Genomic DNA, 21,075 nt, shown 5'->3' on the forward strand with positions numbered 1-21,075 from the left:
GCATTCCTTTGTCTAAAATTCATTGTTTATACAATTCCATCGGCGCGCAGCTTAGCGATAGTGTCGGTGTCATAACCCAAATCAGCAAGCGTACTATCGGTATGCTCGCTCAAACGCGGCGGCGGCGTACGATAACTGACGGGCGACTCGGATAATTTAATCGGATTGCCCAGCGCTCGTACGGGACTGCCCTGCGCTGCAAAATCGACAATCATACCGCGCGCCTGTGCTTGCGGCGTAGCTAGCGCTTCACTAACGTTGTTAATCGGACCACAGGGTATGCCTGCTTGATTTAAGGCATCTAACCAATAATCACGTGGCTTTTCTGCGAACTTAACTACCAGCTCGTCACATAATACCTTGCGGTTTTTGACGCGAGCGGGATTAGTGGTAAAACGGCTATCGGTATGCCAGTCCATATCCATAAGCTCACATAGCTTGGCAAATTGACTGTCATTACCACACGCTAAGATAAAGTGCTGATCGCTCTCGCCTGCGAACACTTGATAAGGGACAATATTGGGATGCTGGTTGCCAAGTCTTGGCGGCACTTCGCCTGATGCTAGATGATTCATGCCGACATTGGCAAGCATAGCAAGGGCGCTGTCGAGTAGCGCCACATCAACGTGCTGACCGCGACCTGTCCGCTGGCGTGCTATGAGCGCGGCTTGAATACCGATAGTCAGCTGCAAGCCTGCAAACAAATCAACGACGGCCACGCCAACCTTGTGCGGCTGACCATCACTAGGTCCTGTGATGCTCATCAGTCCTGATTGACCTTGAATAATATAGTCGTAACCTGGGCGCTTAGCATCAGGACCCGTCTGCCCAAAGCCTGTCAATGAGGCGTAGATCAAACGCGGGTGTTGCTCCTTGAGGCTGTCGTAATCTAAGCCATACTTTTTGAGCCCGCCGACTTTAAAGTTTTCGACGACGATATCGCTATCGCTAATGAGCTGTCTGATAATCTCTTGACCCGCTTTAGTTGTAATATCGACAGTGAGTGATTTTTTATTGCGATTGATAGTTGCATAGTACGCAGAAGTGCCATCGCTAAAGGCAGGCGGCGCCCAGTGCCGAGTCTCGTCACCAATATCTGGACGCTCAATCTTAATCACCTCGCAGCCCAGATCTGCGAGAACCTGCGTACAAGATGGCCCTGCGAGCACTCTGGATAAATCTAAGACCTTTATCCCTTGTAAGGCGCCTTGATTATCCTTGTTAATCGTATCGTTATTATTTTGAACCTTGGCATCTTTTATATATATATCATCCATAATAGTCTCCTTATCTCGAAACGTTCTGCGGTGCTGTTTTCGAATAATTAAATAAAACTAAAAAACGCACGCGACCATTAAGCCTTGAGTAGCCAAACAGTAACGTGCGTCATTATTTTTAAATCGTGCTTTTTAGTGTATTAAAAAAAAGCTTGAATACCCGTCTGTGCACGGCCTAGGATCAGTGCATGAATATCATGCGTACCCTCATAGGTATTGACCGCTTCTAAGTTCATCACGTGACGAATGATATGATACTCATCAGAGATACCGTTACCACCATGCATATCACGGGCAACGCGGGCGATATCAAGCGCTTTGCCGCAGTTGTTACGTTTAATGAGTGATATCATCTCAGGCGCGGCGTTATGCTCATCCATCAAGCGACCAACGCGTAGAGCCGCTTGCAAACCAAGCGCAATCTCTGTTTGCATGTTAGCAAGCTTCAATTGCACCAATTGCGTCGCCGCTAATGGACGACCAAATTGCTTACGATCAAGGGTGTATTGACGCGCCGCTTTCCAGCAAAACTCAGCGGCGCCCATAGAACCCCATGCGATACCGTAACGCGCTTTATTCAAGCAGCCAAAGGGACCGCTTAAGCCGCGAATATCTGGGAAGGCGTTGGCTTCTGGGACGAATACTTTGTCCATGACGATCTCACCGGTGATAGACGCACGCAGGGAGAATTTGCCTTCAATCTTCGGCGCTGATAGACCTTTCATACCCTTATCTAAGATAAAGCCGCGAATCTTTTCTTCGTCATCTTTTGCCCAGACGACAAATACATCAGCAATAGGACTATTGGTGATCCACATCTTGCTACCAGTGAGCTCATAACCGCCATCAACAGCGCGTGCACGCGTCGACATAGAAGCAGGATCTGAGCCTGAATCAGGCTCTGTTAGACCAAAGCAGCCGACATACTCACCTGAGGCCAGCTTTGGCAGATACTTTTCTCTTTGCTCTTCGGTACCGTACTCATGTATCGGATGCATCACAAGACTTGACTGGACACTCATCGCTGAGCGATATCCTGAATCTACCGCTTCGATCTCTTTAGCGATTAAGCCATAAGCTACGCTCGATAATCCTGCACAGCCATATCCTTCGATCGTTACGCCAAGCAGTCCCATTTCACCCATTTGACGCATAATATTGCGATCAAAGTTCTCATTGCGATTGGCCTCTAGGATGCCAGGCATCAGCTCTTTTTGAAAAAACTGACGCGCGCTGTCAGTGACCATGCGCTCTTCGTCAGTTAACTGATCACGAAGTAAAAACGGATCTTCCCAATCAAAGCTTGGGCTAGCATTAGTACGGGTGTTGGTAATAGGTGCCATGTCGTGCTCCTTGACGTGCGGTTTGGTTGAATCGCTCAATCTTGTCAAACAAATTAAATACTATACTTGACGTTGAAGTTTCACTGTGCGAAACTAAGTTTCATAATGTAAAACTATTAAAGCAGAAATAATTTGACTTGTAAATACTTAATTTAAGTTTGGGAACATCATGACTAAAAATACAATGGCAAATGTCTCCTTGTTGTCGCGCACTACGGATCTACTTAAGCAAAGTAAAGTCGATGAAGACCGACAATTCGTCGCCGCTTTGGGTCGCGGATTAGCTCTATTAGCAGCTTTCGAAAACGATGAAGTATTGAGCCATCAGCAACTGTGTCAGATGAGCGGACTACCTAAGGCCACGGTTACTCGTCTAATTCATACCTTAACCGCGCTTGGGTTTTTGCGTACCACGCCGCATGGTCATTATCAGCTTGGTAGCAGCGCGGTACGTCTGAGCGCATCGGCATGGAGTCGTCATGATATGGTAGCAATCGCTGAGCCTTTACTGCGCCAGTTCGCCATTGACCATGAAGTATCAGTCAATCTAGCGACAGAGGTTGAAGGCGAGATGCGTTACTTGGCGTGTCATCGTAGCCCCGCGCGCCTGTCGGTCAATCTACAAGTGGGCTCTGCTGTCCCCATTGATAAAACCGCTATCGGACGCGCTTTTTATGCAGTCAGTACGCCAACTCGGCAAAGTGTTATTGATAGTAAGTTGCAAGATCAGCTAAATAAAGAACACTATCAGCAAGCACAAAGTATGTTAATTAAGGCGACGAAATTCTACGAGGCAAACGGCTATACCCTATCAGACGGTGAGTTCTCGCCCGATATCTTGGCAGTAGCCGTTGGCGTATTCGATACCACTACAAGTCATTATGGCTATTCTCTCAATGCTAGCGTGCCAAGGGCGAATTGGGATGCGGATGAGTATGCGGCACAGATTGTGCCGAAGTTGCAGGCGTTGGCTGAGCGGATTGAGCGCGCTTGAATATTTAATAAACAACCAAACATTAGCTTATCGTTACTCAACTATCATTTAGTCACTATATTATCGAGTTATAATAAGGCGTGTTGTTTATGCAACCGCTTATCGCCTTTTTTTGTTTCTAATAGCTGAGCTTGTCATGCCCCAATCTCGTACCAACCTAAACGCTGAACCTAAATCAGACTCCTACCTCATTGGTCTTTTGCTACGCTATAGCACCTTGGCTGCAGCCGCTTTACTCTTTTTGGCAGGCTTACTGTTGACCAACTGGTGGCTCATTCTCATCGGTGGGGCATTAGTCGCCATCGGGGTTTATGATCTCATTCAATCCAAGCATTCTATATTAAACAACTACCCTATCGCCGGTCACATCCGCTACGTGCTTGAGGACTTTCGTCCTGAGATTCGCCAGTATTTACTTGAAGATGATAAAGAACAAGTCCCGTTTTCACGTCAGCAGCGTGCGCTTGTGTATCAACGTGCCAAAAATGTCAGCGATACCAATGCTTTTGGGACACTAGATGATTTATATCATCATGGTAAAGAGTGGTTTTTGCAATCGGCAGTTAGTCACCCATTAGAAAAACAAGACTTTCGCATTACGGTTGGTAACGAGCATTGTCAGCAGCCGCATGACATGTCGGTGTTTAATATTTCAGCGATGAGCTTTGGTAGTCTCTCCGCTAATGCTATTATGGCACTCAATCAAGGCGCCAAGATGGGCGGCTTTACTCACGATACTGGCGAGGGTGCGATCAGTCCGTATCACCGCAAGTTCGGCGGCGATCTGATTTGGGAGCTGGGTACGGGTTATTTTGGTTGCCGTCATGACGATGGTAGCTTTGATCCCTTATCTTTTGCCGAGAAAGCCATCGAGCCGCAAGTTAAAATGATTGAGATTAAACTTTCACAAGGCGCCAAACCAGGTAAGGGCGGCGTTCTTCCTAGTGAAAAAATCACTCAAGAGATTGCAGATACGCGCCAAGTGCCTATGGGTCAGGATTGCGTATCGCCCTCCTCGCATAGCGCATTTAGCACGCCACTCGAACTTGTCGCATTTTGGCAGCAATTACGCGAATTATCAGGGGGTAAGCCTGTCGGCTTTAAGCTATGCGTCGGGCAACCTTGGCAGTTTATGGCGATTGTCAAAGCAATGATGGAGACTGACAACTATCCTGATTTCATCGTTATTGATGGCGCTGAGGGTGGTACGGGAGCCGCCCCTGTCGAGTTTATGGATAATGTCGGTATGCCGCTGATTGATGGGTTTTTACTCGTGCATAACACTCTAGTTGGTGCTGGTATTCGTGACAAGATTAAGCTTGGTGTTAGTGGCAAGATCGTCTCAGGCTTTGATATTGCCCGCTTTTTGGCTCTGGGTGCAGATTGGTGTAACTCAGCGCGCGGCTTTATGTTTGCAGTGGGCTGTATTCAATCGCGCTCATGCCATACCAACACTTGCCCGACAGGCGTTGCGACTCAAGACCCGTATCGCCAAAAGGCGCTTGATGTGCCAAGCAAAGCTGAGCGCGTAGCTAGCTTTCACAAAAACACCCTCAAATCTCTCGCCAGTATCGTCGGTGCAGTTGGACTTGAGCATCCTAGTCAATTAAAGCCCTATCATATCGCACGGCGCTTAGATGACGGTCAGATCAAGCTACTATCTAAGTTTTATTACTTTACAGACGAAGGCGCTTTGCTCGATCACAGTGCGCGCGCAGATGTCTTTAACCAGATGTGGGTAATGGCGGATGCTCATACCTTTTTGCCTGATAATGATGCGCTCATTGCTTATAACAAAGACTCGCGAGACAAAGGTAAAAAAACTCGCAGCTACGGTATAGAATCTATTGAAGACGTTACAGAAGATATCAATGAGAACCTAAAGTAAGTATGTACCCTACTACTATCATGGCAAGCGTTACTGTCTTTTTGGCATTAACGTTGAGCGCTTGCCAGCCTGTTGATTCAAATATCACAGACATATCGAATAAAGACTGGTCATGCTCAAGTCAAGATAGCCCTTTTAGCTATAGTGCGTGTCAGATTAGTCAAGAAGCGCTTGCTGGCGATGACTATCAGCTCAAACTGTTTTGGCAAGATGATAAAAAGCAGACGCTTTTGACCTTTGACACTCTTTTAGCTCGCCTGCCAGATGAGCAAACCCTAGCCTTTGCGATGAACGCAGGTATGTATAATCAAGCGTATGCCCCTATTGGTTATACGGTGATAGAGGGTCAAGAGATTCGCGCGCTTAACTTAAACGAAGGCGGTGGCAATTTTCATTTACTGCCTAATGGTGTATTGTGGTGGAATAAAGCAGGCTTAGTACAAATTACTGAAAGTAATGTTTTGGATACGTTAATTAAAAATGGTGAAGCAAGACCCAGTTACGCCACCCAATCAGGACCGATGCTAGTCATAAACGGCGACATTCACCCAGAGTTTAATGCCGATAGCACTTCACTAAAATTTCGTAACGGTGTCGGTGTTTGTGAGGATGGTAGCGTGCAGCTCGTTAATAGTAATGAGCTGGTGAACTTTTACGCTTTCGCTTCTTTATTCAAGGACAATTTAAGCTGCCCAAATGCGCTATTTTTGGATGGCGGTATTGCCTCTGCGCTCTACGCGCCAAGTATTGATAAACACGACAAAAAAGAGATGGGCGTGATGGTTGGAGTGGTCATAGATAAATAGCGCCTCAAACCTTTGGGTTTAAAGCGCTACGATAGCACAAGGATAAAAAATCAACGCGCCAAATAAGACGTCATGTCCTCAACGCCGTGCAAAGTCATGGGATACATCTTATTATCGAACACTTTTTTTATCTCATTGATGGTTTGTGTATAGTGCCAGTAGGCGGGGTTCTCAGGATTAAGCCAAGCGACTTTATCAAAGTGATCGAGCACCCGCTTGAGCCACACTACCCCTGCTTCGTTATTCATATACTCAACACTACCGCCGACCGTCATCAGCTCGTATGGCGACATTGACGCATCTCCAACGAAGATAACCCGATACTCGCGCCCATATTTATTGAGTAGCTCATAGGTCGGCATACGCGCGCTATGGCGGCGATTGTTATCTTGCCAGACATAATCGTATAGGCAGTTATGAAAGTAAAAAAACTCTAACGTCTTAAACTCGTTTTTCGCCGCAGAAAATAACTTCTCTAGAGCATCGACATGAATGTCCATACTACCGCCAATATCAAATAGCATGAGCACTTTGACGCGGTTGCGCCGCTCAGGCTGCATATGGATATCGAGTACGCCTTTTTTGGCAGTGCGTTTGATAGTCTCATGGATATCTAGCTCATCGTCACTACCGGTGCGGGCAAACTGGCGTAGATTACGTAGTGCCATCTGAATTTGGCGCGTGCCGAGCAGATTGTCATCATCAAGATTGCGATATTTACGCTGCTCCCATACTTTAGCGGCGCTGCGCTTACGCGACTCCCCGCCCACGCGCACGCCCTCTGGATGATCGCCATAAGCACCAAAAGGTGATGTGCCGCCCGTACCGACCCACTTGCTGCCGCCTTGATGACGCTCTTTTTGCTCTTTGAGACGCTCCTCAAGCGCCTTCATGAGCTCCTCAAGTGAGCCGTATTTTTTGAGTAGACGCCGCTGCTCTTCGGTGAGGTTTTTGGGATCAAGTTTTAGATCTAACCACTCCTGTGGCACATCCGTAAGCTTGCCCATCAACTCATCAATATCTAAGCTATCGACGCCTTCAAAATAGTCGCTCATCGCCCGATCAAACTTGTCAAAGTGACGCTCGTCTTTGACCATACACAGTCTGATAAGTCGATACATATCCTCACGACTGGCAAAGGCAGGCAGCTTTGTGTCCGCTTCCTGTGATGATAATGCGTGCTGCATCATCAGGCCTTTATCTAGCGCTGCGTTGAGATCGAGTAGCTCACGCGTACTGACGGGTACGCCATAAGTGCGCAGGGTATAGAATAATTTTACAAACATAAAATACCTATCTGGCAGGTGTTAACGGCGCATCATATTGGCAAAGCGCTGTAATAAATTGACATCGGCTTCGTTTTTGAGCAGAGCGCCATATAATGGCGGAATGGACTTTTCACCGCGCAAATTCTCTTCTAACTCTTCTTGTGCCATGTCATCGGCGAGCAACAATGTGAGCCAATCAACCAGTTCTGATGTTGAAGGCGGTTTTTTAAGACCTTGGATATTACGTAGCTTATAGAAGATATCAAGCGCATCATTGACCAGCTTTTCTTGAATATTAGGAAAATGCACGTCGATGATTTGACGCATGGTTTGCTCTTCAGGGAAGTCAATATAATGAAAGAAACAACGACGCAAAAACGCATCAGGTAGCTCTTTTTCATTGTTTGAAGTGATGATAATCACAGGGCGCTGGGTAGCAGTAACCGTCTCGCCTGTCTCATAGACATAAAAAGACATTTTGTCTAATTCATGCAATAAGTCATTGGGAAATTCAATGTCTGCTTTATCGACTTCATCGATCAATAAGACGCAGCGCTCCTCACTGGTGAACGCCTCCCACAATTTACCCGGCTTGATGTAGTTGCCAATATCATAGACCTTGTCATCGCCGAGTTGCGAGTCACGCAAACGCGACACCGCATCATATTCGTATAGTCCCTGCTCAGCTTTGGTCGTTGATTTGATATGCCATGTGATAAGCGGCATACCTAGACTTTGGGCGACTTCTTCTGCCAGTAAAGTTTTGCCCGTACCCGGCTCGCCTTTGATCAAAAGTGGCTTTTGCAAGGTCATTGCCGCATTGACCGCCAGTTGCAAGTCATCAGTTGCAATATAATTATTGGTCCCCGTAAAGGTTTTGAGGTTGTCACTAGTGGCAGAATTATCAATACTCATAATTGGATCTCTATCATTGTTATTAACGTATAAAAAGGGATGGTTTAGAGTAGCACAGGCGCTGTTAATGCCAAAATACTCATGCGTTCGTCTTCGGTATCTATTACTCTTCGGTAGTCATAAAAAAAGACACCCAAAAGTGTCTTTTAAAGCCTTGTCTACTTGCTATGATATCTAGCTACTTTAATACTTACTATCCTTCATTGTGCTTTTTATTCCTCATTGTGCTTTTTGTTGGCAGGATTATCTAATTCAACAGAAGGTTTGACTCGTTTAATCACTCTTTGCGCGGCAGACTCTTCACTATAAAAGCCTTTTCTCACCTTTTTAGGTTCAGTCTCAACGATAGGTGCCTGCGTAAGTGGTACTTTTTCTTGAGTCTTATGCAGGCTGATACTATTAGCATTAGTACTATCGGCGCTGCTAGCGTCTAGGCTGTCTTTGGCGGCGTAGTTATCCATTGCCAGATGACCTGTTGTTAATTGCATCGTCGCCTGAGTATCCTCAGCAGAATTTGCGCGTGCTTTGGCAAGGCTAGATTCAAACGCGCCGCGAATAAGCTGCCATAAAAACCCAATAAATAAACCGACTACCAGTACAACTAGTATCGGTAAGGCACTATTGATTGCCGCTGTCGTATCTTTCATCATAAGCGCGTAGACGACGCCGATACTCGCAGGAGCAAGCAAGCTTGGATCACCTAAAGCCGTTCCTGGCGCAAGCAGTACTGCAAATAGTACCATCCAAGTCATACCGCCCAGTGGTCGCGGTAGCATACGAGCGACGAGAAGCCATAATAGTAGGACGACGACCGTGCCACCTATATAAGCGTACATCGGCAGATCCGCAGGCGGTACACCTTTGACCATCTGACTCCACCAAATAACGATCTCACCGAGGATATCACTCAGCGTATCTAAAGGCAGAAACTGTAAAATATTTTTTAACCAATCCATACGTGTTTTATATACCTAGGTTATTAGCCACTATCGAACGTGTAGCGCTAAGCGTAATGAGTCATTAAAACGCTAGCGTGCAAAAGAAGTGTCATAGACCGCTAGTTTAACACGGCTTTATACCCAAATGCATACGTGGACAGCGTTTTAGTCATACCTTTTGTCTTGCGCTTCTTTAGCACGCATCTCAGCTTGACGGCGCATCACGTCTTGCGGCGGCATTTGCACATAATAGCCTTGCGACTGCAATTTGGCGAGTACCTCATCTTTATCAACGCGAGCCAGCTTAGAGGTGCTATCCAAATCCAGATGCATCACAAACTTACTTTGACCAAGCGTCGACCGAAAGTCTTTAGGCAACACGCCAAGCCAGTCTTTGAGCTCATCAGTATCATCAGGGAAATCAGGACGGGCGATGTAAACATACATATCGCTGTGCTTGGGGAATTTATAAATATCACAATGCATAAAATTGGCCTATAAATTGAATTCATTGTAGATTAGCACAAATCAGCTTTGCATCATTAGCGGCTTTACGTTTGGGTATGGTAAATCGATATGGTCTAGCCTTTAACATCAAAATACTATTCTTATAAAATTTATCAGGCCATGACTTGTAAAAGGTCAGTGAACCTTTCATAATAAAGGCGTTATTCAGGAGAGAGTCTCATACGAGTTTATGATTATGTTATGAGACCACCGAAGGCGCATCTACCCTGCCAATCGCTCAGGTACAAAGGACTGAATAACCCATGTCTATTAGGTTTATGCTGTTACGTTTAAACGCATATTAACCCATACCTTAGGCATAACAAATCTGGAGAGCGGTAAAGGTGATGCATTATTACCCTTACCCACCGAAGGGGAGAAAATACGTTGCTATTAACTTTCAATTAAAAGCTAATATTATAACGGCGTATTGAAAATCTCAGGTCACAGGACAGATAGGGCTTTTGCTAAACGAGCTTACGCGCTTGTTTGGTCTATGCTTTATTTATTGTGCACCCCTTTTGTGCTACCTTTAAAGTCAAGTTTACGCCAAGCGAACTTGCCTCCCACTACTGCTTAACGCTTTAGTCGTTACTGCGACTAGCGTTTACAAGGATTTGTTATGACCGACACTCACAATGCTCTTAATACTCAAGCGCCGCAGCGCACTCCCTTATATCAGTCGCACGTTGATAGCGACGGCAAACTGGTAGATTTTTCGGGTTGGGAGCTACCTATTCATTACGGCTCACAAATCGAAGAGCATGAGGCGGTGCGTACTGATGCAGGTATGTTCGATGTGTCGCATATGGTGATCGTCGATGTTAAGGGTGTTGATAGTAAAGCTTGGCTACAAAAGCTGCTAGCAAACGATGTCGACAAACTAAAAACGGTTGGTAAGGCTCTGTACTCGCCTATGCTCAATGAAGACGGCGGTATCATTGATGATTTGATCGTTTATCTCATGACCGAAGATGAGAGCGAATACCGTATTGTCTCCAATGCTGCCACTCGTGATAAAGACATCGCACAATTTAATACAGTCGCTACAGACTTTGATATCACTATTACCGAGCGCACCGAGCTTGCAATGCTCGCGGTTCAAGGCCCTAATGCCGTCGCCAAATTAGCTGAGGCAAAGCCGAGCTGGGGTGAGACACTAGCGGGACTTAAGCCCTTTGTTGGTGCTGATCTTACTGATATCGAAGGCACAGACTGGTTCGTGGCCCGTACAGGTTATACGGGTGAGGATGGCGTCGAAGTCATCATGCACGGTGATGACGCGCCTGCATTTTTTGAGTTATTAAAGCAGCACGGCATAAAACCAGCAGGGCTTGGTGCACGTGATACTTTGCGTATGGAAGCGGGCATGAACCTTTACGGTCACGATATGGATGAGACCATCAGCCCGTATGAGAGCAACATGGGCTGGACCTTAGCGCTCAAAGACGAGCGTGATTTTGTTGGTCGCAGCGCTATGGTCAGCAAGCGTAAACAGTCCAAAGACGACAATACGGCGATGAAGCAAGTGGGCCTATTACTTACCACCCGCGGCGTATTGCGTGAAGGCATGAGCGTGACCATTAATCAGGGGACAAGTGGAGAGCAAACTGGCGTTATCACCAGTGGCACCTTCTCCCCTAGCCTCAAACACTCTATCGCTATCGCCCGCGTTCCTGCCAGCATCACTGATGAAGATACCGTACAAGTGGATCTACGCGGTAAGGGCAAGTTCGTTGACGTTCGCGTACTCAAGCTACCATTTGTACGTAATGGTAAACAACAATTTGATTAATTATCAAAGCTGATGGGTAGATTTTATCTTCCTCTTGGTTTTGGTTCGTATTCGCTTTACACTCTAACTTTTTAAACCATCCTCTATCATTTAGGAGAGAGACCATGAGCAATATCCCAGCAGAACTTAAGTACATCGCCAGTCACGAATGGTTACGTCTAGAAGACGACGGCACCATTACCGTTGGCATCACTGATCACGCGCAGGACCTATTAGGTGATGTGGTATTCGTCGAATTGCCAGATGTGGGCGATACGATTGCCGTTGATGATGAGATCTCAGTGGTTGAATCTGTCAAAGCCGCCTCTGACGTATACGCGCCAATATCAGGTGAGATTGTCGCTATCAATGAAGCATTAGAAGACGATCCAGAAATCATCAACTCAGACCCATACGGCGAAGGGTGGTTCTTTAGAATGAAACCTGACAATATGGATGATTTTGAGGCCTTGATGACGGCTGACGAGTACGAAAACGAGCTGTAATTGCTTTTTAGGTATTCAAAAACTAACAGCTATCATTTGCAAACGCTAGCACTTGAATAGTACAGATATTGGCAAGAATACAGATACTGGCATCCGCTGGTATCTGTACCGATAAACGTTATACCTCTTATCTGAACTTGTCTGAACCTAGGCTGGTCCAGCTAATGTTACTTTAGATCAACATTATTATCAGTACTTGCTATTGGCTAAGCTTATCTCTACCAAATAGCTAGACTGTTGATAATTATTTATCACTCACCTCCTTTTGCCGCCAGTATGGACTTGTATATGACTACTGAGAACGCCAGCCCAAACCCTGATCTCGCTATGCCTGAGCATACGCCGCAATTACAAGCGTTTCGCGAAGTGGTTGAGTCGCGCCGCTCGGTACGCCGTTTCACTGACACCCCTATTCCAGATGAGGTAATGGCCGACTGCCTGCGCTTAGCTATGCTCGCGCCGAACTCGAGCAATCTACAGCCATGGGAGTTTTATGTCATTGATAGCGACAAAAAGCGCAAAAAAGCGATCAAAAACTGTATGGGTCAAAACGCGGCAAAAACTTCAGCGCGCCTAATCGCTGTCGTCGCTCGCACTGATATCTGGCACGATCACGCGCAGCAGATACTACGCGAGTATCCAGAAACCCCGATACCCAAAAAGGTCAAAGACTACTATACCAAAGTGGTCGCTTTAGACTTTTTGCGTGGTCCTGCCAACGTGATATCGGCTGCTAAATGGAGCGCGACGCAAGTCTTTCGCCAAGTCAAAGGACCGATCAAATCCCCTTACTATACCTTTGATGATGTCAAAAACTGGGCAACCAATAATACAGCCTTAGCGGCTGAAAACTTAATGCTAGCCCTGCGTGCACACGGATTTGATAGTTGCCCTATGGGCGGCTTCGATGAGCCTGCGATGAAGCGTTTGCTTAGTCTTGGTGATGATCATCATGTGGTCATGATGATTGGCGCAGGCGAGCGTGCGGACAATGGTATTTATAGCGCTCAGTTTCGTTTCGATGACGCGCAATTTGTGCATTACGTGTAGCAAGATCAAGATAAGCCGCTTGCCATTTTTAACTCTCAATACTCAATATCTAAAGCTTACTTAAGGACTGTCATGACTCTCTCTCAACAACCGACGTTCGATACTTTTAAAGGCTTGTTTAATGAAGCTGAATTTGTCTATCGCCATTTAGGCTCTAACGATGCCAAGCAAGCAGATTTGCTCAGCGCTATCGGCTATAGCGATTTGGACACTTTCGTTGATGATACTGTCCCTGCGCCAGTACGTTTAAATAAAGCGCTAGATCTGCCTGTGGCGATGAGTGAGCACGCCGCCCTTGCCAAACTGCGCGCGATGGCAGATAACATTACTGTTAATAAAAGCTATATCGGCCAAGGCTACTCGCCTGTACGCATGCCAGCAGTCATTCAGCGTAACGTACTTGAAAATCCAGGCTGGTATACCGCTTATACGCCTTACCAAGCAGAAATCGCTCAGGGTCGCTTAGAAGCTTTGCTTAACTTCCAGCAAGTTTGTATCGATCTGACTGGTCTTGAGCTTGCTGGTGCCTCACTATTAGATGAAGCGACTGCGGCAGCTGAAGCGATGGCGATGTCTAAGCGCATGAGCAAAAGCAAATCCACGCAATTCTTCGTCGATGAGCGTATTTATCCGCAGACTTTGGATGTCATTCATACGCGTGCCAAGTATTTTGGTTGGGATGTCATCGTTGGTGATTTTGAACTCGCTAAGTCTGGCGATTATTTTGGCGCAATTTTTCAGTATGTCGGGGTTGAAGGCGATGTCAAAGACTTAACTGACGTCATCAGCGCGGTCAAAGAAAAGAAAACCTATACCTCTGTGATCAGCGACATCATGAGTTTGGTGTTGCTAAAGTCTCCTGCGGATATGGGTGCAGATATCGCGCTCGGTAGCACTCAGCGCTTTGGTATTCCAATGGGTTTTGGTGGTCCACACGCCGCCTACTTTGCGTTTTTGGACAAAGCTAAGCGCTCAGCCCCTGGTCGTATCATCGGCGTCTCAAAAGACTCGCAAGGCAATACCGCTCTGCGCATGGCACTACAGACGCGTGAGCAGCATATCCGCCGCGAAAAAGCCAACTCAAATATTTGTACCTCACAAGTTTTGCTCGCTAACCTAGCTGGTATGTACGCCGTCTATCATGGTCCAACGGGCGTTAAGCGCATTGCCACTCGCATCCATGCCTTTGCTACTGCTTTTGCTGATGTGATTAGAAATAATAGCGATAACGATAATAACGTAAGCGTCGTCCATGACCAGTTCTTTGATACCGTCGTTGTCGACTGCGGCTCTGAGAAAATGGCGACGCAAATCTTTGAAAACGCGGATAATGTCGGTTATAACTTATGGCGTCATGGCGATACCAAGATTGGGGTCGCCTTTAGTGAAACCAGTGATGTTGAAGATTTTAAAGTATTGACGCAATTGTTTGTCAGCAAGTCTCATGACTTACCCCAAAATGCGAGCGTATCACTCGATAGCGCACATCTGCGTACTGATGATATCTTGACCCACCCCGTCTTTAACTCGCATCATACTGAGCACGAGATGCTGCGGTACTTAAAGTCACTAGAAGACAAAGATCTGGCGATGAACCGCAGTATGATCTCGCTTGGCAGCTGTACTATGAAGCTCAACGCCACCAGTGAGATGCTACCGATTACTTGGCCTGAATTTGCCAACGTGCATCCGTTTGCACCGCGCGACCAAGTTGGCGGTTATATCGAGATGATCGATAGCTTACAAGAGCAGCTCAAAGCCATCACAGGGTTTGATGATATCTCTATGCAGCCCAATTCTGGCGCCTCTGGTGAGTACGCAGGTCTCTTAGCCATTCGCCGCTATCATGAGTCTCTAGGCGAGACGGATCGTGATATCTGCCTGATTCCTATGTCAGCACACGGTACCAACCCTGCGACTGCCATTATGATGGGTATGAAAGTCGTTGTGGTAAAAACCGACGACAACGGCAACATCGATATCGATGATCTAAAAGAAAAATGCGAGGAGCACAGTGCCAATTTAGGCGCGTTGATGATCACTTATCCATCGACGCATGGCGTGTTTGAAGAAGGTATCCGTGATATCTGTAGCCTCATTCATAAGCACGGCGGTCAAGTCTATATGGACGGCGCTAACATGAACGCTCAGGTCGGTATCATGCAACCTGCTGATGTTGGCGCAGACGTCTTGCACATGAACTTGCACAAAACCTTTTGTATTCCGCATGGCGGCGGCGGTCCAGGTATGGGCCCTATCGGTATGCAAGCGCATCTAGCACCGTTTAAAGCCAACCATGTCCTAAGCCCTGTACACAATGCGCCAAATGACTGCTCAGCGGTATCAGCCGCGCCGTATGGTTCTGCGAGTATCTTACCGATCTCATGGATGTATATTGCGATGATGGGCCGTGACGGTCTGCTTGAAGCCACTAAACTGGCGCTTCTTAATGCCAACTACGTCGCTGACAGCTTACGGGATCACTACCCTGTACTCTATACGGGCAAAAACGGCCGCGTCGCGCACGAATGTATCATCGATATCCGTCCGCTAAAAGAAGAGACGGGCATCACTGAGAGCGATATCGCCAAGCGCTTGATGGATTACGGTTTCCATTCGCCAACGATGAGTTTCCCAGTAGCAGGTACGCTCATGATAGAGCCGACCGAGTCTGAATCTAAAGAGGAGCTAGATCGTTTTATCGACGCGCTCAAATCTATCAAAGATGAGGCGATGAAAGCCAAAGCTGGCGATGACGGTTGGACACTAGAGGACAATCCACTAGTAAACGCGCCGCATACGGCATCGATGATTACCGATAGCGAGTGGTCGCATCCGTACAGCCGTGATACCGCTGCGTTCCCGCTGCCCTATATCCGCGCGCATAAGTTCTGGCCTAGTGTTGCTCGCGTGGATGATGTCTATGGCGACAAAAACTTGATGTGTTCATGCCCAAGTATCGAAAACTATATGTAGCACTAAAAATTTTTGAATTAAAAAACCTCCATATTAATCATTGATATGGAGGTTTTATTTTGCCAGTTCGTCACGACTCCTTTATGATAGCGAAGTCTGCTCATTTTATAACCTAGGGTATCAAAACAAACATGTCACAAAAAAACCGCGTTATCCTCATACACGGTCTCCATCAAACCGCTTGGGTCATGCGCCCATTAGCCAAACGCTTGCAAGCACAAGGCTATAGGACTCACCAGTACGGCTATCGCAGCATGCGCGATGGCATCAAAACCAATAGCGCACGACTCAATGAGTGGCTTAAGAATAATCACTTTCCTGATCAGTCGATAGATCTCGTCGGTCATAGCTTAGGCGGTTTGATCATTCGAGATTTTGTTGCACATTACCCCAAGTGGAAAATCGGGCGCTGCGTCACCTTGGGAACGCCCCACTTGGGCAGCGTAAGTGGCGATTATATCTGGCGATTAGCGCCTGCTATCGTCGGTAAATCCTATGAGCAAGCGTTGGATGGTACAGTTGCGCCACTGCCAAAAGGTATCGAGCTTGGCGTTATTGCAGGCAATAAAGCGCAAGGTTTAGGTCAGCCCATTTTAAGTTATCATAATCGTAAATTACGTAAAGCGGATAGCTCATTGACTGTTAAGCGGTTAGCGCATGATGGTACCGTTTATGTGAGCGAGACTCAGCTTGCCGGCGCCACTGATCATATTATTTTGCCTGTCACGCACACGGGTATGCTTTTTAAAAAGCAAGTCGCTTGGCAAGTGGTGTATTTCTTAGACAATGGAGCGTTTAATCGTGACTAGCTCTACCTAACCCCCATGCCCTGCTTTAGCTCAACCTTGTGCTCTTCAATGACGGGTATCAAAGTCTGCGTGACCCACTCATAGCGCCAGCCTTGTAAACCTAGTGGCATATCAGACAAATCCTTGTCATAGGCAATCACTTCATATAACTGATGTAGCCACTTTTTGCGCATGAGCACGCTGGTAGGCACGCCTATCTTTTCAGCTTGTTTGTCTATTGCCTGTTGCACCGCTTTTGAGAGTACTTTGTTTTTTGAGCGATAAGGCGGCGCTATGAGCGCTGGTTGCTCGGCCGCAGGTAGCGCCTTTGCATCCTTGATGATAGTGAGTAACTCCTCACCATATAGACGCAGCATACTACGATGCATGGTCGTCTTGTGCGCCAGTTCACGCATGGTGTTAGGCTTTTCGGTGATGATCTCACGTACCGCTTGTTTTTTGATGACAAAGGTGCGCGGCTGATTGGTCGCGCGCGCCAGCTGCTCGCGCCAAGTCGCTACCGCTTGCAAAACTGCCATTTGCTGCGCGTTGTATCGATAATCTGCCATGGTCAAATACATAGCATCATCTTCGATATGCTGCGTCTCATATAGCTCTGAGGCATAGAGCTGGCAATCGGCCCAGACATAATCGTATAAACCTTTTGATTTGAGCGCGTGCTCTATACTTAAATACAGCGCAGGCAAAAAGCGCACATCATCAATAGCGTACTGCTCTTGCTCATCGGTTAATGGACGCTGGAGCCAATCGGACTGGCTGTGCTCCTTATCAATGTGCATATCGAGCTGCTCATCTAGCGCCTGCTGATAACCCATTTGCAACTGTCCTGTTAAATAAGACAGTGCAATTTGGGTATCAAAAATATTGGTCAATGGCGGGCAACCTGATAGCAAATAAAATATCCCTAAATCCTCGCCACAGGCATGCCAAATAGCCACATCCACTTCTGTTAGCGCTTGCCAAAACTCGCTCAATTGCAATTTTGGTGCATCAAGTAAGTAAATATGATCGCCGACATTAAGCTGCACAAGTGCCAAACGCGGATAGTAAGTATCACGCTTGATAAATTCGGTATCTAATGCCACACGCCCGCACACTTTGAGCGCTTTGATGACTGCCCCTAACTGATACTGCTCGCGTACCCAAGTAACCTTGGCCTCATCGGCGATGTCTAACAAAGCATCGATATCGGGCTCTTTGGGCATTGATGTCTGCATGTTGTCTGCTTTTAAAATACTAGCATCGGACACTTGAGTGTTTGTATCAGTTAGAACATGGGACACGGGCAGATACCTGCATAGATAGGAATAAGAAGAAAACGTTGCCAGAACGGTCAAACGCTGGCAACGTTTAAGATTAGATACTAAAAATAAAGTATAGCAACACAAATGGGCAATTGCTCACTTATTATAAGTCAATTTGACTACTACAATAAGCAGCTTACTACAGATTTTAATTTATAAAAAAGAGCGATTTTGTAGCGCTTGCCCCAAGGTCATGCTGTCAAGGTACTCAAGCTCGCCGCCCATGGGCACACCTTGTGCCAAGCGTGTGACCTTTTTGACATGGCGACTGACCGCTTCACTGATGAAGTGCGCGGTCGTCTGCCCCTCTACGGTTGTCCCTGTCGCCAGTATCAGCTCGTCAACGGGTTCTTGTTTAACCCGCCAAACCAGCTGATCGATATTAAGATCATCCGCACTAATACCATCAATCGGAGATAAATGTCCGCCTAATACAAAATATAGGCCGCGATAGCCTGCCGTTTGCTCAATGGCCATCACATCAGCGGCAGTCTCAACCACACATAGAGTGGTCTCATCACGCCTAGGGTCTTGGCATAAGGGACAGACGTTATCATCACTAAAACTATGACAGCGTTGACATTCAACGATATCGCGCATTGCCTCGTCGAGCGCTTGGGCGAGCGCCATACCTTGAGGGCGCTTTTTGGTCAATAAATGCAGCGCCATACGCTGGGCACTCTTTTGCCCTACACCTGGCAAAATACGTAGCTGTTTGACGAGCTGATCAAATTTAGCAGTAAGCAAATTGTCATCCTTTCGCTATTAACAATGAATACTAAATGATAGGTATAAAAATGGGGTCGTATCGTCGTGATAACAACCCCATGTTTTGACTGCTAGAGTCAACATCTCTGAGCATCTTTGCAGTGGTACTTGAATGTCAAAGTTTAGAACATGCCTTGCATACCAGGTGGCAAGCCCATACCAGAGGTCGCGCCTGTCATCGTTTCTTCGTATAACTCATCCGCTTGACGAACCGCATCATTGATAGCGGCAGCGATCAAATCTTCGATCATATCAGGCTCGTCCTCTAAAAGACTTGGATCAATGCTGATACGCTTGACCACGTGACGACCAGTCATGGTCACTTTGACCAGACCACTGCCCGCTTCTGCTTGTACTTCTTTATTAGCCAGCTCTTTTTTGGCGTTCTCGACGTTGGCTTCGACTTTCTTTTGCATCGTTTGCGCTTGTTGCATGAGTGCTTGAATGTTCATAATGGCCTCTTCTTTTGATAAACGAGTGGTTTTGATAAATAAGTAAAATTGTAATAAGTGATTATAGCGCTATCTTTATAAACTGTCTAAACCGCGCGCCAAATCTTTGATAATATCCTCAGCGTCTTCTAGCCCCACTGACAGACGTATCAAGCTATCTTTGACGCCAGCCTCAGCGCGCGCCTCAGGGGTTAGGCGAAAGTGCGTGGTGGTCGCAGGATGGGTAATCGTCGTTTTAGCATCACCAAGGTTGTTGGTAATGGAGATCATTGTAGTTGAGTCTATCACATGCCAAGCCGCCGCTTTTGCATCATGAGTCTCAGACGCTGCAACCTCAAAGCCCATGATGGCACCGTAGCCGTCTTTCATATGGTGCTGACGGGTCGCTAAGTCATGAGCAGGATGATCAGGTAAGCCTGAAAAATGTACGCATCTGACCTTGGGGTGATTGACCAAAAACTGCACGACTTGGTTGGCATTTTGGCAATGCGCTTGCATGCGTAATTTAAGAGTCTCAAGTCCTTTGGTAAATACCCACGCATTGAACGGGCTCATACTGATACCGCCTGAGCGTACCACAGTAAACGCCTCTTGCATAAGCTTGTCGCTACCCACAAGTGCGCCGCCCAATACGCGGCCTTGACCATCTAAGTATTTAGTTGCCGAATGAATCACCACGTCTGCGCCTAAATCTAGTGGACGCTGAATGGCAGGAGAAGCAAAGCAATTATCAACGACTAACAAGATATCATTAGCGCGGCATAGCTCACTTAAATAGCCGATATCGCAAATTTGTGCTAATGGATTGCTCGGGCTTTCGCAATAGATCACCTTAGTGTTCGGTTGAACCGCATTCGCCCAAGCGTCGTTGTCAAAGCAATCCACATAGCTGACCTCGACCCCAAACTTGGCAACATAATTGTTAAACAGTCCGATAGAGGAGCCAAATAGTTGATTGGCAGCGAGCAGGTGATCGCCCTGTTTAAGATACGCCAAACACATGGTTAAGATTGCGCCCATGCCAGAGGCAGTTGCTACTGCGCGCGCGCCGTTTTCTAACGCGGCTAAGCGGCGCTCAAAAGTGCGTACGCTTGGATTGGTATGACGCGAGTAGACATTGCCCGTCTTAGTACCATTGAAATGGGCCGCAGCGTCTTCTGCTGAAGCATAGACGTAGGAGCTAGTCGTATAGATAGGTTCTGAGTGCTCACCTTCATCGCTGCGGTGCTGTCCTGCGCGTACAGCAATCGTTTGCATGCCGTAGCCTGCGTCCAAATCTAACGCGTCAGAACGCCAGTTTGTATCTAGGCCACTATCATCACTGTCTATAAGATTACTCTGCTCTTGCGAATCACTCATAACACTTTTTTCCGTGGTTCTTGCTCTTATTAATGTTTAGTTAATGTTTGGGCTAATTTTTACTGACCGCTATCATAACATGTCACTTTATCTCAAACATCTGCTTTGATGATGTCTGTTGAATATTAAGCACTCTCAAGC

The 21,075-nt window shown here is 46.7% G+C and carries 18 protein-coding genes and 2 riboswitches; of the genes, 8 read left to right on the top strand and 10 right to left on the bottom strand.

Features of this window, described 5'->3' with window-relative positions:
- Positions 1 to 26: 26 nt before the first annotated feature.
- Together ACR64J_RS08310 and ACR64J_RS08315 are read right to left on the bottom strand one after the other, a co-directional pair.
- Positions 27 to 1,277 carry a CaiB/BaiF CoA transferase family protein gene (locus tag ACR64J_RS08310; RefSeq protein WP_435949240.1) on the bottom strand — a complete coding sequence of 417 codons (1,251 nt, stop codon included), beginning with the start codon at positions 1,275 to 1,277 and terminating at the stop codon, positions 27 to 29.
- A gap of 140 nt (positions 1,278 to 1,417) precedes the next feature.
- Positions 1,418 to 2,620: an acyl-CoA dehydrogenase gene (locus ACR64J_RS08315; RefSeq protein WP_435949241.1), complete on the bottom strand. Its 1,203-nt coding sequence runs from the start codon at positions 2,618 to 2,620 to the stop codon at positions 1,418 to 1,420.
- A 169-nt stretch (positions 2,621 to 2,789) separates the two neighbouring features.
- On the opposite strand from ACR64J_RS08315, the gene ACR64J_RS08320 reads away from it, so the two are divergent.
- From ACR64J_RS08320 to ACR64J_RS08330, 3 genes are all read left to right on the top strand, one after another.
- The gene (locus ACR64J_RS08320) at positions 2,790 to 3,614 is read left to right on the top strand and encodes an IclR family transcriptional regulator (RefSeq protein ID WP_435949242.1); all 825 of its coding nucleotides are present in this window, start codon (positions 2,790 to 2,792) and stop codon (positions 3,612 to 3,614) included.
- Between the two features lie 136 nt (positions 3,615 to 3,750).
- The gene (locus tag ACR64J_RS08325) at positions 3,751 to 5,502 is read left to right on the top strand and encodes an FMN-binding glutamate synthase family protein (protein WP_435949243.1); all 1,752 of its coding nucleotides are present in this window, start codon (positions 3,751 to 3,753) and stop codon (positions 5,500 to 5,502) included.
- Positions 5,503 to 5,504: 2 nt separating this feature from the next.
- Entirely contained in the window at positions 5,505 to 6,308 is an 804-nt protein-coding gene (locus tag ACR64J_RS08330; RefSeq protein ID WP_435949244.1) for a phosphodiester glycosidase family protein, read from the top strand.
- Positions 6,309 to 6,358: 50 nt separating this feature from the next.
- Here the strand turns inward: ACR64J_RS08330 and ACR64J_RS08335 are convergent, their stop codons facing one another.
- The 4 genes from ACR64J_RS08335 to ACR64J_RS08350 form a co-directional block, all read right to left on the bottom strand.
- Positions 6,359 to 7,594: a vWA domain-containing protein gene (locus ACR64J_RS08335; protein WP_435949245.1), complete on the bottom strand. Its 1,236-nt coding sequence runs from the start codon at positions 7,592 to 7,594 to the stop codon at positions 6,359 to 6,361.
- Between the two features lie 21 nt (positions 7,595 to 7,615).
- Positions 7,616 to 8,491: a MoxR family ATPase gene (locus ACR64J_RS08340; RefSeq protein ID WP_317198522.1), complete on the bottom strand. Its 876-nt coding sequence runs from the start codon at positions 8,489 to 8,491 to the stop codon at positions 7,616 to 7,618.
- Positions 8,492 to 8,703: 212 nt separating this feature from the next.
- Positions 8,704 to 9,447, bottom strand: a complete 744-nt coding sequence (locus ACR64J_RS08345) for a hypothetical protein (protein ID WP_435949246.1) — start codon at positions 9,445 to 9,447, stop codon at positions 8,704 to 8,706.
- A gap of 147 nt (positions 9,448 to 9,594) precedes the next feature.
- Positions 9,595 to 9,915 (bottom strand): YcgL domain-containing protein, encoded by a 321-nt coding sequence (locus ACR64J_RS08350; RefSeq protein ID WP_435949247.1) that lies wholly within the window; start codon positions 9,913 to 9,915, stop codon positions 9,595 to 9,597.
- A gap of 177 nt (positions 9,916 to 10,092) precedes the next feature.
- Positions 10,093 to 10,201, top strand: a riboswitch (glycine riboswitch).
- Between the two features lie 53 nt (positions 10,202 to 10,254).
- A riboswitch (glycine riboswitch) is annotated at positions 10,255 to 10,401 on the top strand.
- Positions 10,402 to 10,558: 157 nt separating this feature from the next.
- On the opposite strand from ACR64J_RS08350, the gene gcvT reads away from it, so the two are divergent.
- From gcvT to ACR64J_RS08375, 5 genes are all read left to right on the top strand, one after another.
- Positions 10,559 to 11,731, top strand: a complete 1,173-nt coding sequence (gcvT, locus tag ACR64J_RS08355) for a glycine cleavage system aminomethyltransferase GcvT (RefSeq protein ID WP_435949248.1) — start codon at positions 10,559 to 10,561, stop codon at positions 11,729 to 11,731.
- A 104-nt stretch (positions 11,732 to 11,835) separates the two neighbouring features.
- A complete protein-coding gene (gcvH, locus tag ACR64J_RS08360; protein WP_317198526.1) occupies positions 11,836 to 12,216 on the top strand; it encodes a glycine cleavage system protein GcvH in 381 nt (126 codons plus the stop codon).
- Between the two features lie 288 nt (positions 12,217 to 12,504).
- On the top strand, positions 12,505 to 13,266 hold the full coding sequence (locus tag ACR64J_RS08365; protein WP_435949249.1) for a nitroreductase family protein: 762 nt from the start codon (positions 12,505 to 12,507) through the stop codon (positions 13,264 to 13,266).
- Between the two features lie 72 nt (positions 13,267 to 13,338).
- Entirely contained in the window at positions 13,339 to 16,242 is a 2,904-nt protein-coding gene (gene gcvP / locus ACR64J_RS08370) for an aminomethyl-transferring glycine dehydrogenase (protein ID WP_435949250.1), read from the top strand.
- Positions 16,243 to 16,373: 131 nt separating this feature from the next.
- Positions 16,374 to 17,051, top strand: a complete 678-nt coding sequence (locus ACR64J_RS08375; RefSeq protein ID WP_435949251.1) for a lipase family alpha/beta hydrolase — start codon at positions 16,374 to 16,376, stop codon at positions 17,049 to 17,051.
- A gap of 2 nt (positions 17,052 to 17,053) precedes the next feature.
- Here ACR64J_RS08375 and ACR64J_RS08380 read toward each other — a convergent pair whose 3' ends face one another.
- From ACR64J_RS08380 to ACR64J_RS08395, 4 genes are all read right to left on the bottom strand, one after another.
- Positions 17,054 to 18,334: a ribonuclease D gene (locus ACR64J_RS08380; RefSeq protein WP_435949252.1), complete on the bottom strand. Its 1,281-nt coding sequence runs from the start codon at positions 18,332 to 18,334 to the stop codon at positions 17,054 to 17,056.
- 174 nt (positions 18,335 to 18,508) lie between these two features.
- Positions 18,509 to 19,102, bottom strand: coding sequence for a recombination mediator RecR (recR, locus tag ACR64J_RS08385; protein ID WP_435949253.1), 594 nt, complete (start codon positions 19,100 to 19,102; stop codon positions 18,509 to 18,511).
- Positions 19,103 to 19,245: 143 nt separating this feature from the next.
- On the bottom strand, positions 19,246 to 19,575 hold the full coding sequence (locus tag ACR64J_RS08390) for a YbaB/EbfC family nucleoid-associated protein (RefSeq protein ID WP_317198533.1): 330 nt from the start codon (positions 19,573 to 19,575) through the stop codon (positions 19,246 to 19,248).
- Between the two features lie 75 nt (positions 19,576 to 19,650).
- Positions 19,651 to 20,934: an O-succinylhomoserine sulfhydrylase gene (locus ACR64J_RS08395; RefSeq protein WP_435949254.1), complete on the bottom strand. Its 1,284-nt coding sequence runs from the start codon at positions 20,932 to 20,934 to the stop codon at positions 19,651 to 19,653.
- Positions 20,935 to 21,075 lie beyond the last annotated feature (141 nt).

The sequence above is a fragment of the Psychrobacter sp. DM8 genome (assembly GCF_051307025.1).
Taxonomy (GTDB): domain Bacteria; phylum Pseudomonadota; class Gammaproteobacteria; order Pseudomonadales; family Moraxellaceae; genus Psychrobacter.

What these genes read in the sequence shown, in the direction of transcription:
- ACR64J_RS08310 (WP_435949240.1), bottom strand. Translation starts at nt 1,277, where the DNA reads ATGGATGATATATATATAAAAGATGCCAAGGTTCAAAATAATAACGAT.
- ACR64J_RS08315 (WP_435949241.1), bottom strand. Translation starts at nt 2,620, where the DNA reads ATGGCACCTATTACCAACACCCGTACTAATGCTAGCCCAAGCTTTGAT.
- ACR64J_RS08320 (WP_435949242.1), top strand. Translation starts at nt 2,790, where the DNA reads ATGACTAAAAATACAATGGCAAATGTCTCCTTGTTGTCGCGCACTACG.
- ACR64J_RS08325 (WP_435949243.1), top strand. Translation starts at nt 3,751, where the DNA reads ATGCCCCAATCTCGTACCAACCTAAACGCTGAACCTAAATCAGACTCC.
- ACR64J_RS08330 (WP_435949244.1), top strand. Translation starts at nt 5,505, where the DNA reads ATGTACCCTACTACTATCATGGCAAGCGTTACTGTCTTTTTGGCATTA.
- ACR64J_RS08335 (WP_435949245.1), bottom strand. Translation starts at nt 7,594, where the DNA reads ATGTTTGTAAAATTATTCTATACCCTGCGCACTTATGGCGTACCCGTC.
- ACR64J_RS08340 (WP_317198522.1), bottom strand. Translation starts at nt 8,491, where the DNA reads ATGAGTATTGATAATTCTGCCACTAGTGACAACCTCAAAACCTTTACG.
- ACR64J_RS08345 (WP_435949246.1), bottom strand. Translation starts at nt 9,447, where the DNA reads ATGGATTGGTTAAAAAATATTTTACAGTTTCTGCCTTTAGATACGCTG.
- ACR64J_RS08350 (WP_435949247.1), bottom strand. Translation starts at nt 9,915, where the DNA reads ATGCATTGTGATATTTATAAATTCCCCAAGCACAGCGATATGTATGTT.
- gcvT (WP_435949248.1), top strand. Translation starts at nt 10,559, where the DNA reads ATGACCGACACTCACAATGCTCTTAATACTCAAGCGCCGCAGCGCACT.
- gcvH (WP_317198526.1), top strand. Translation starts at nt 11,836, where the DNA reads ATGAGCAATATCCCAGCAGAACTTAAGTACATCGCCAGTCACGAATGG.
- ACR64J_RS08365 (WP_435949249.1), top strand. Translation starts at nt 12,505, where the DNA reads ATGACTACTGAGAACGCCAGCCCAAACCCTGATCTCGCTATGCCTGAG.
- gcvP (WP_435949250.1), top strand. Translation starts at nt 13,339, where the DNA reads ATGACTCTCTCTCAACAACCGACGTTCGATACTTTTAAAGGCTTGTTT.
- ACR64J_RS08375 (WP_435949251.1), top strand. Translation starts at nt 16,374, where the DNA reads ATGTCACAAAAAAACCGCGTTATCCTCATACACGGTCTCCATCAAACC.
- ACR64J_RS08390 (WP_317198533.1), bottom strand. Translation starts at nt 19,575, where the DNA reads ATGAACATTCAAGCACTCATGCAACAAGCGCAAACGATGCAAAAGAAA.
- ACR64J_RS08395 (WP_435949254.1), bottom strand. Translation starts at nt 20,934, where the DNA reads ATGAGTGATTCGCAAGAGCAGAGTAATCTTATAGACAGTGATGATAGT.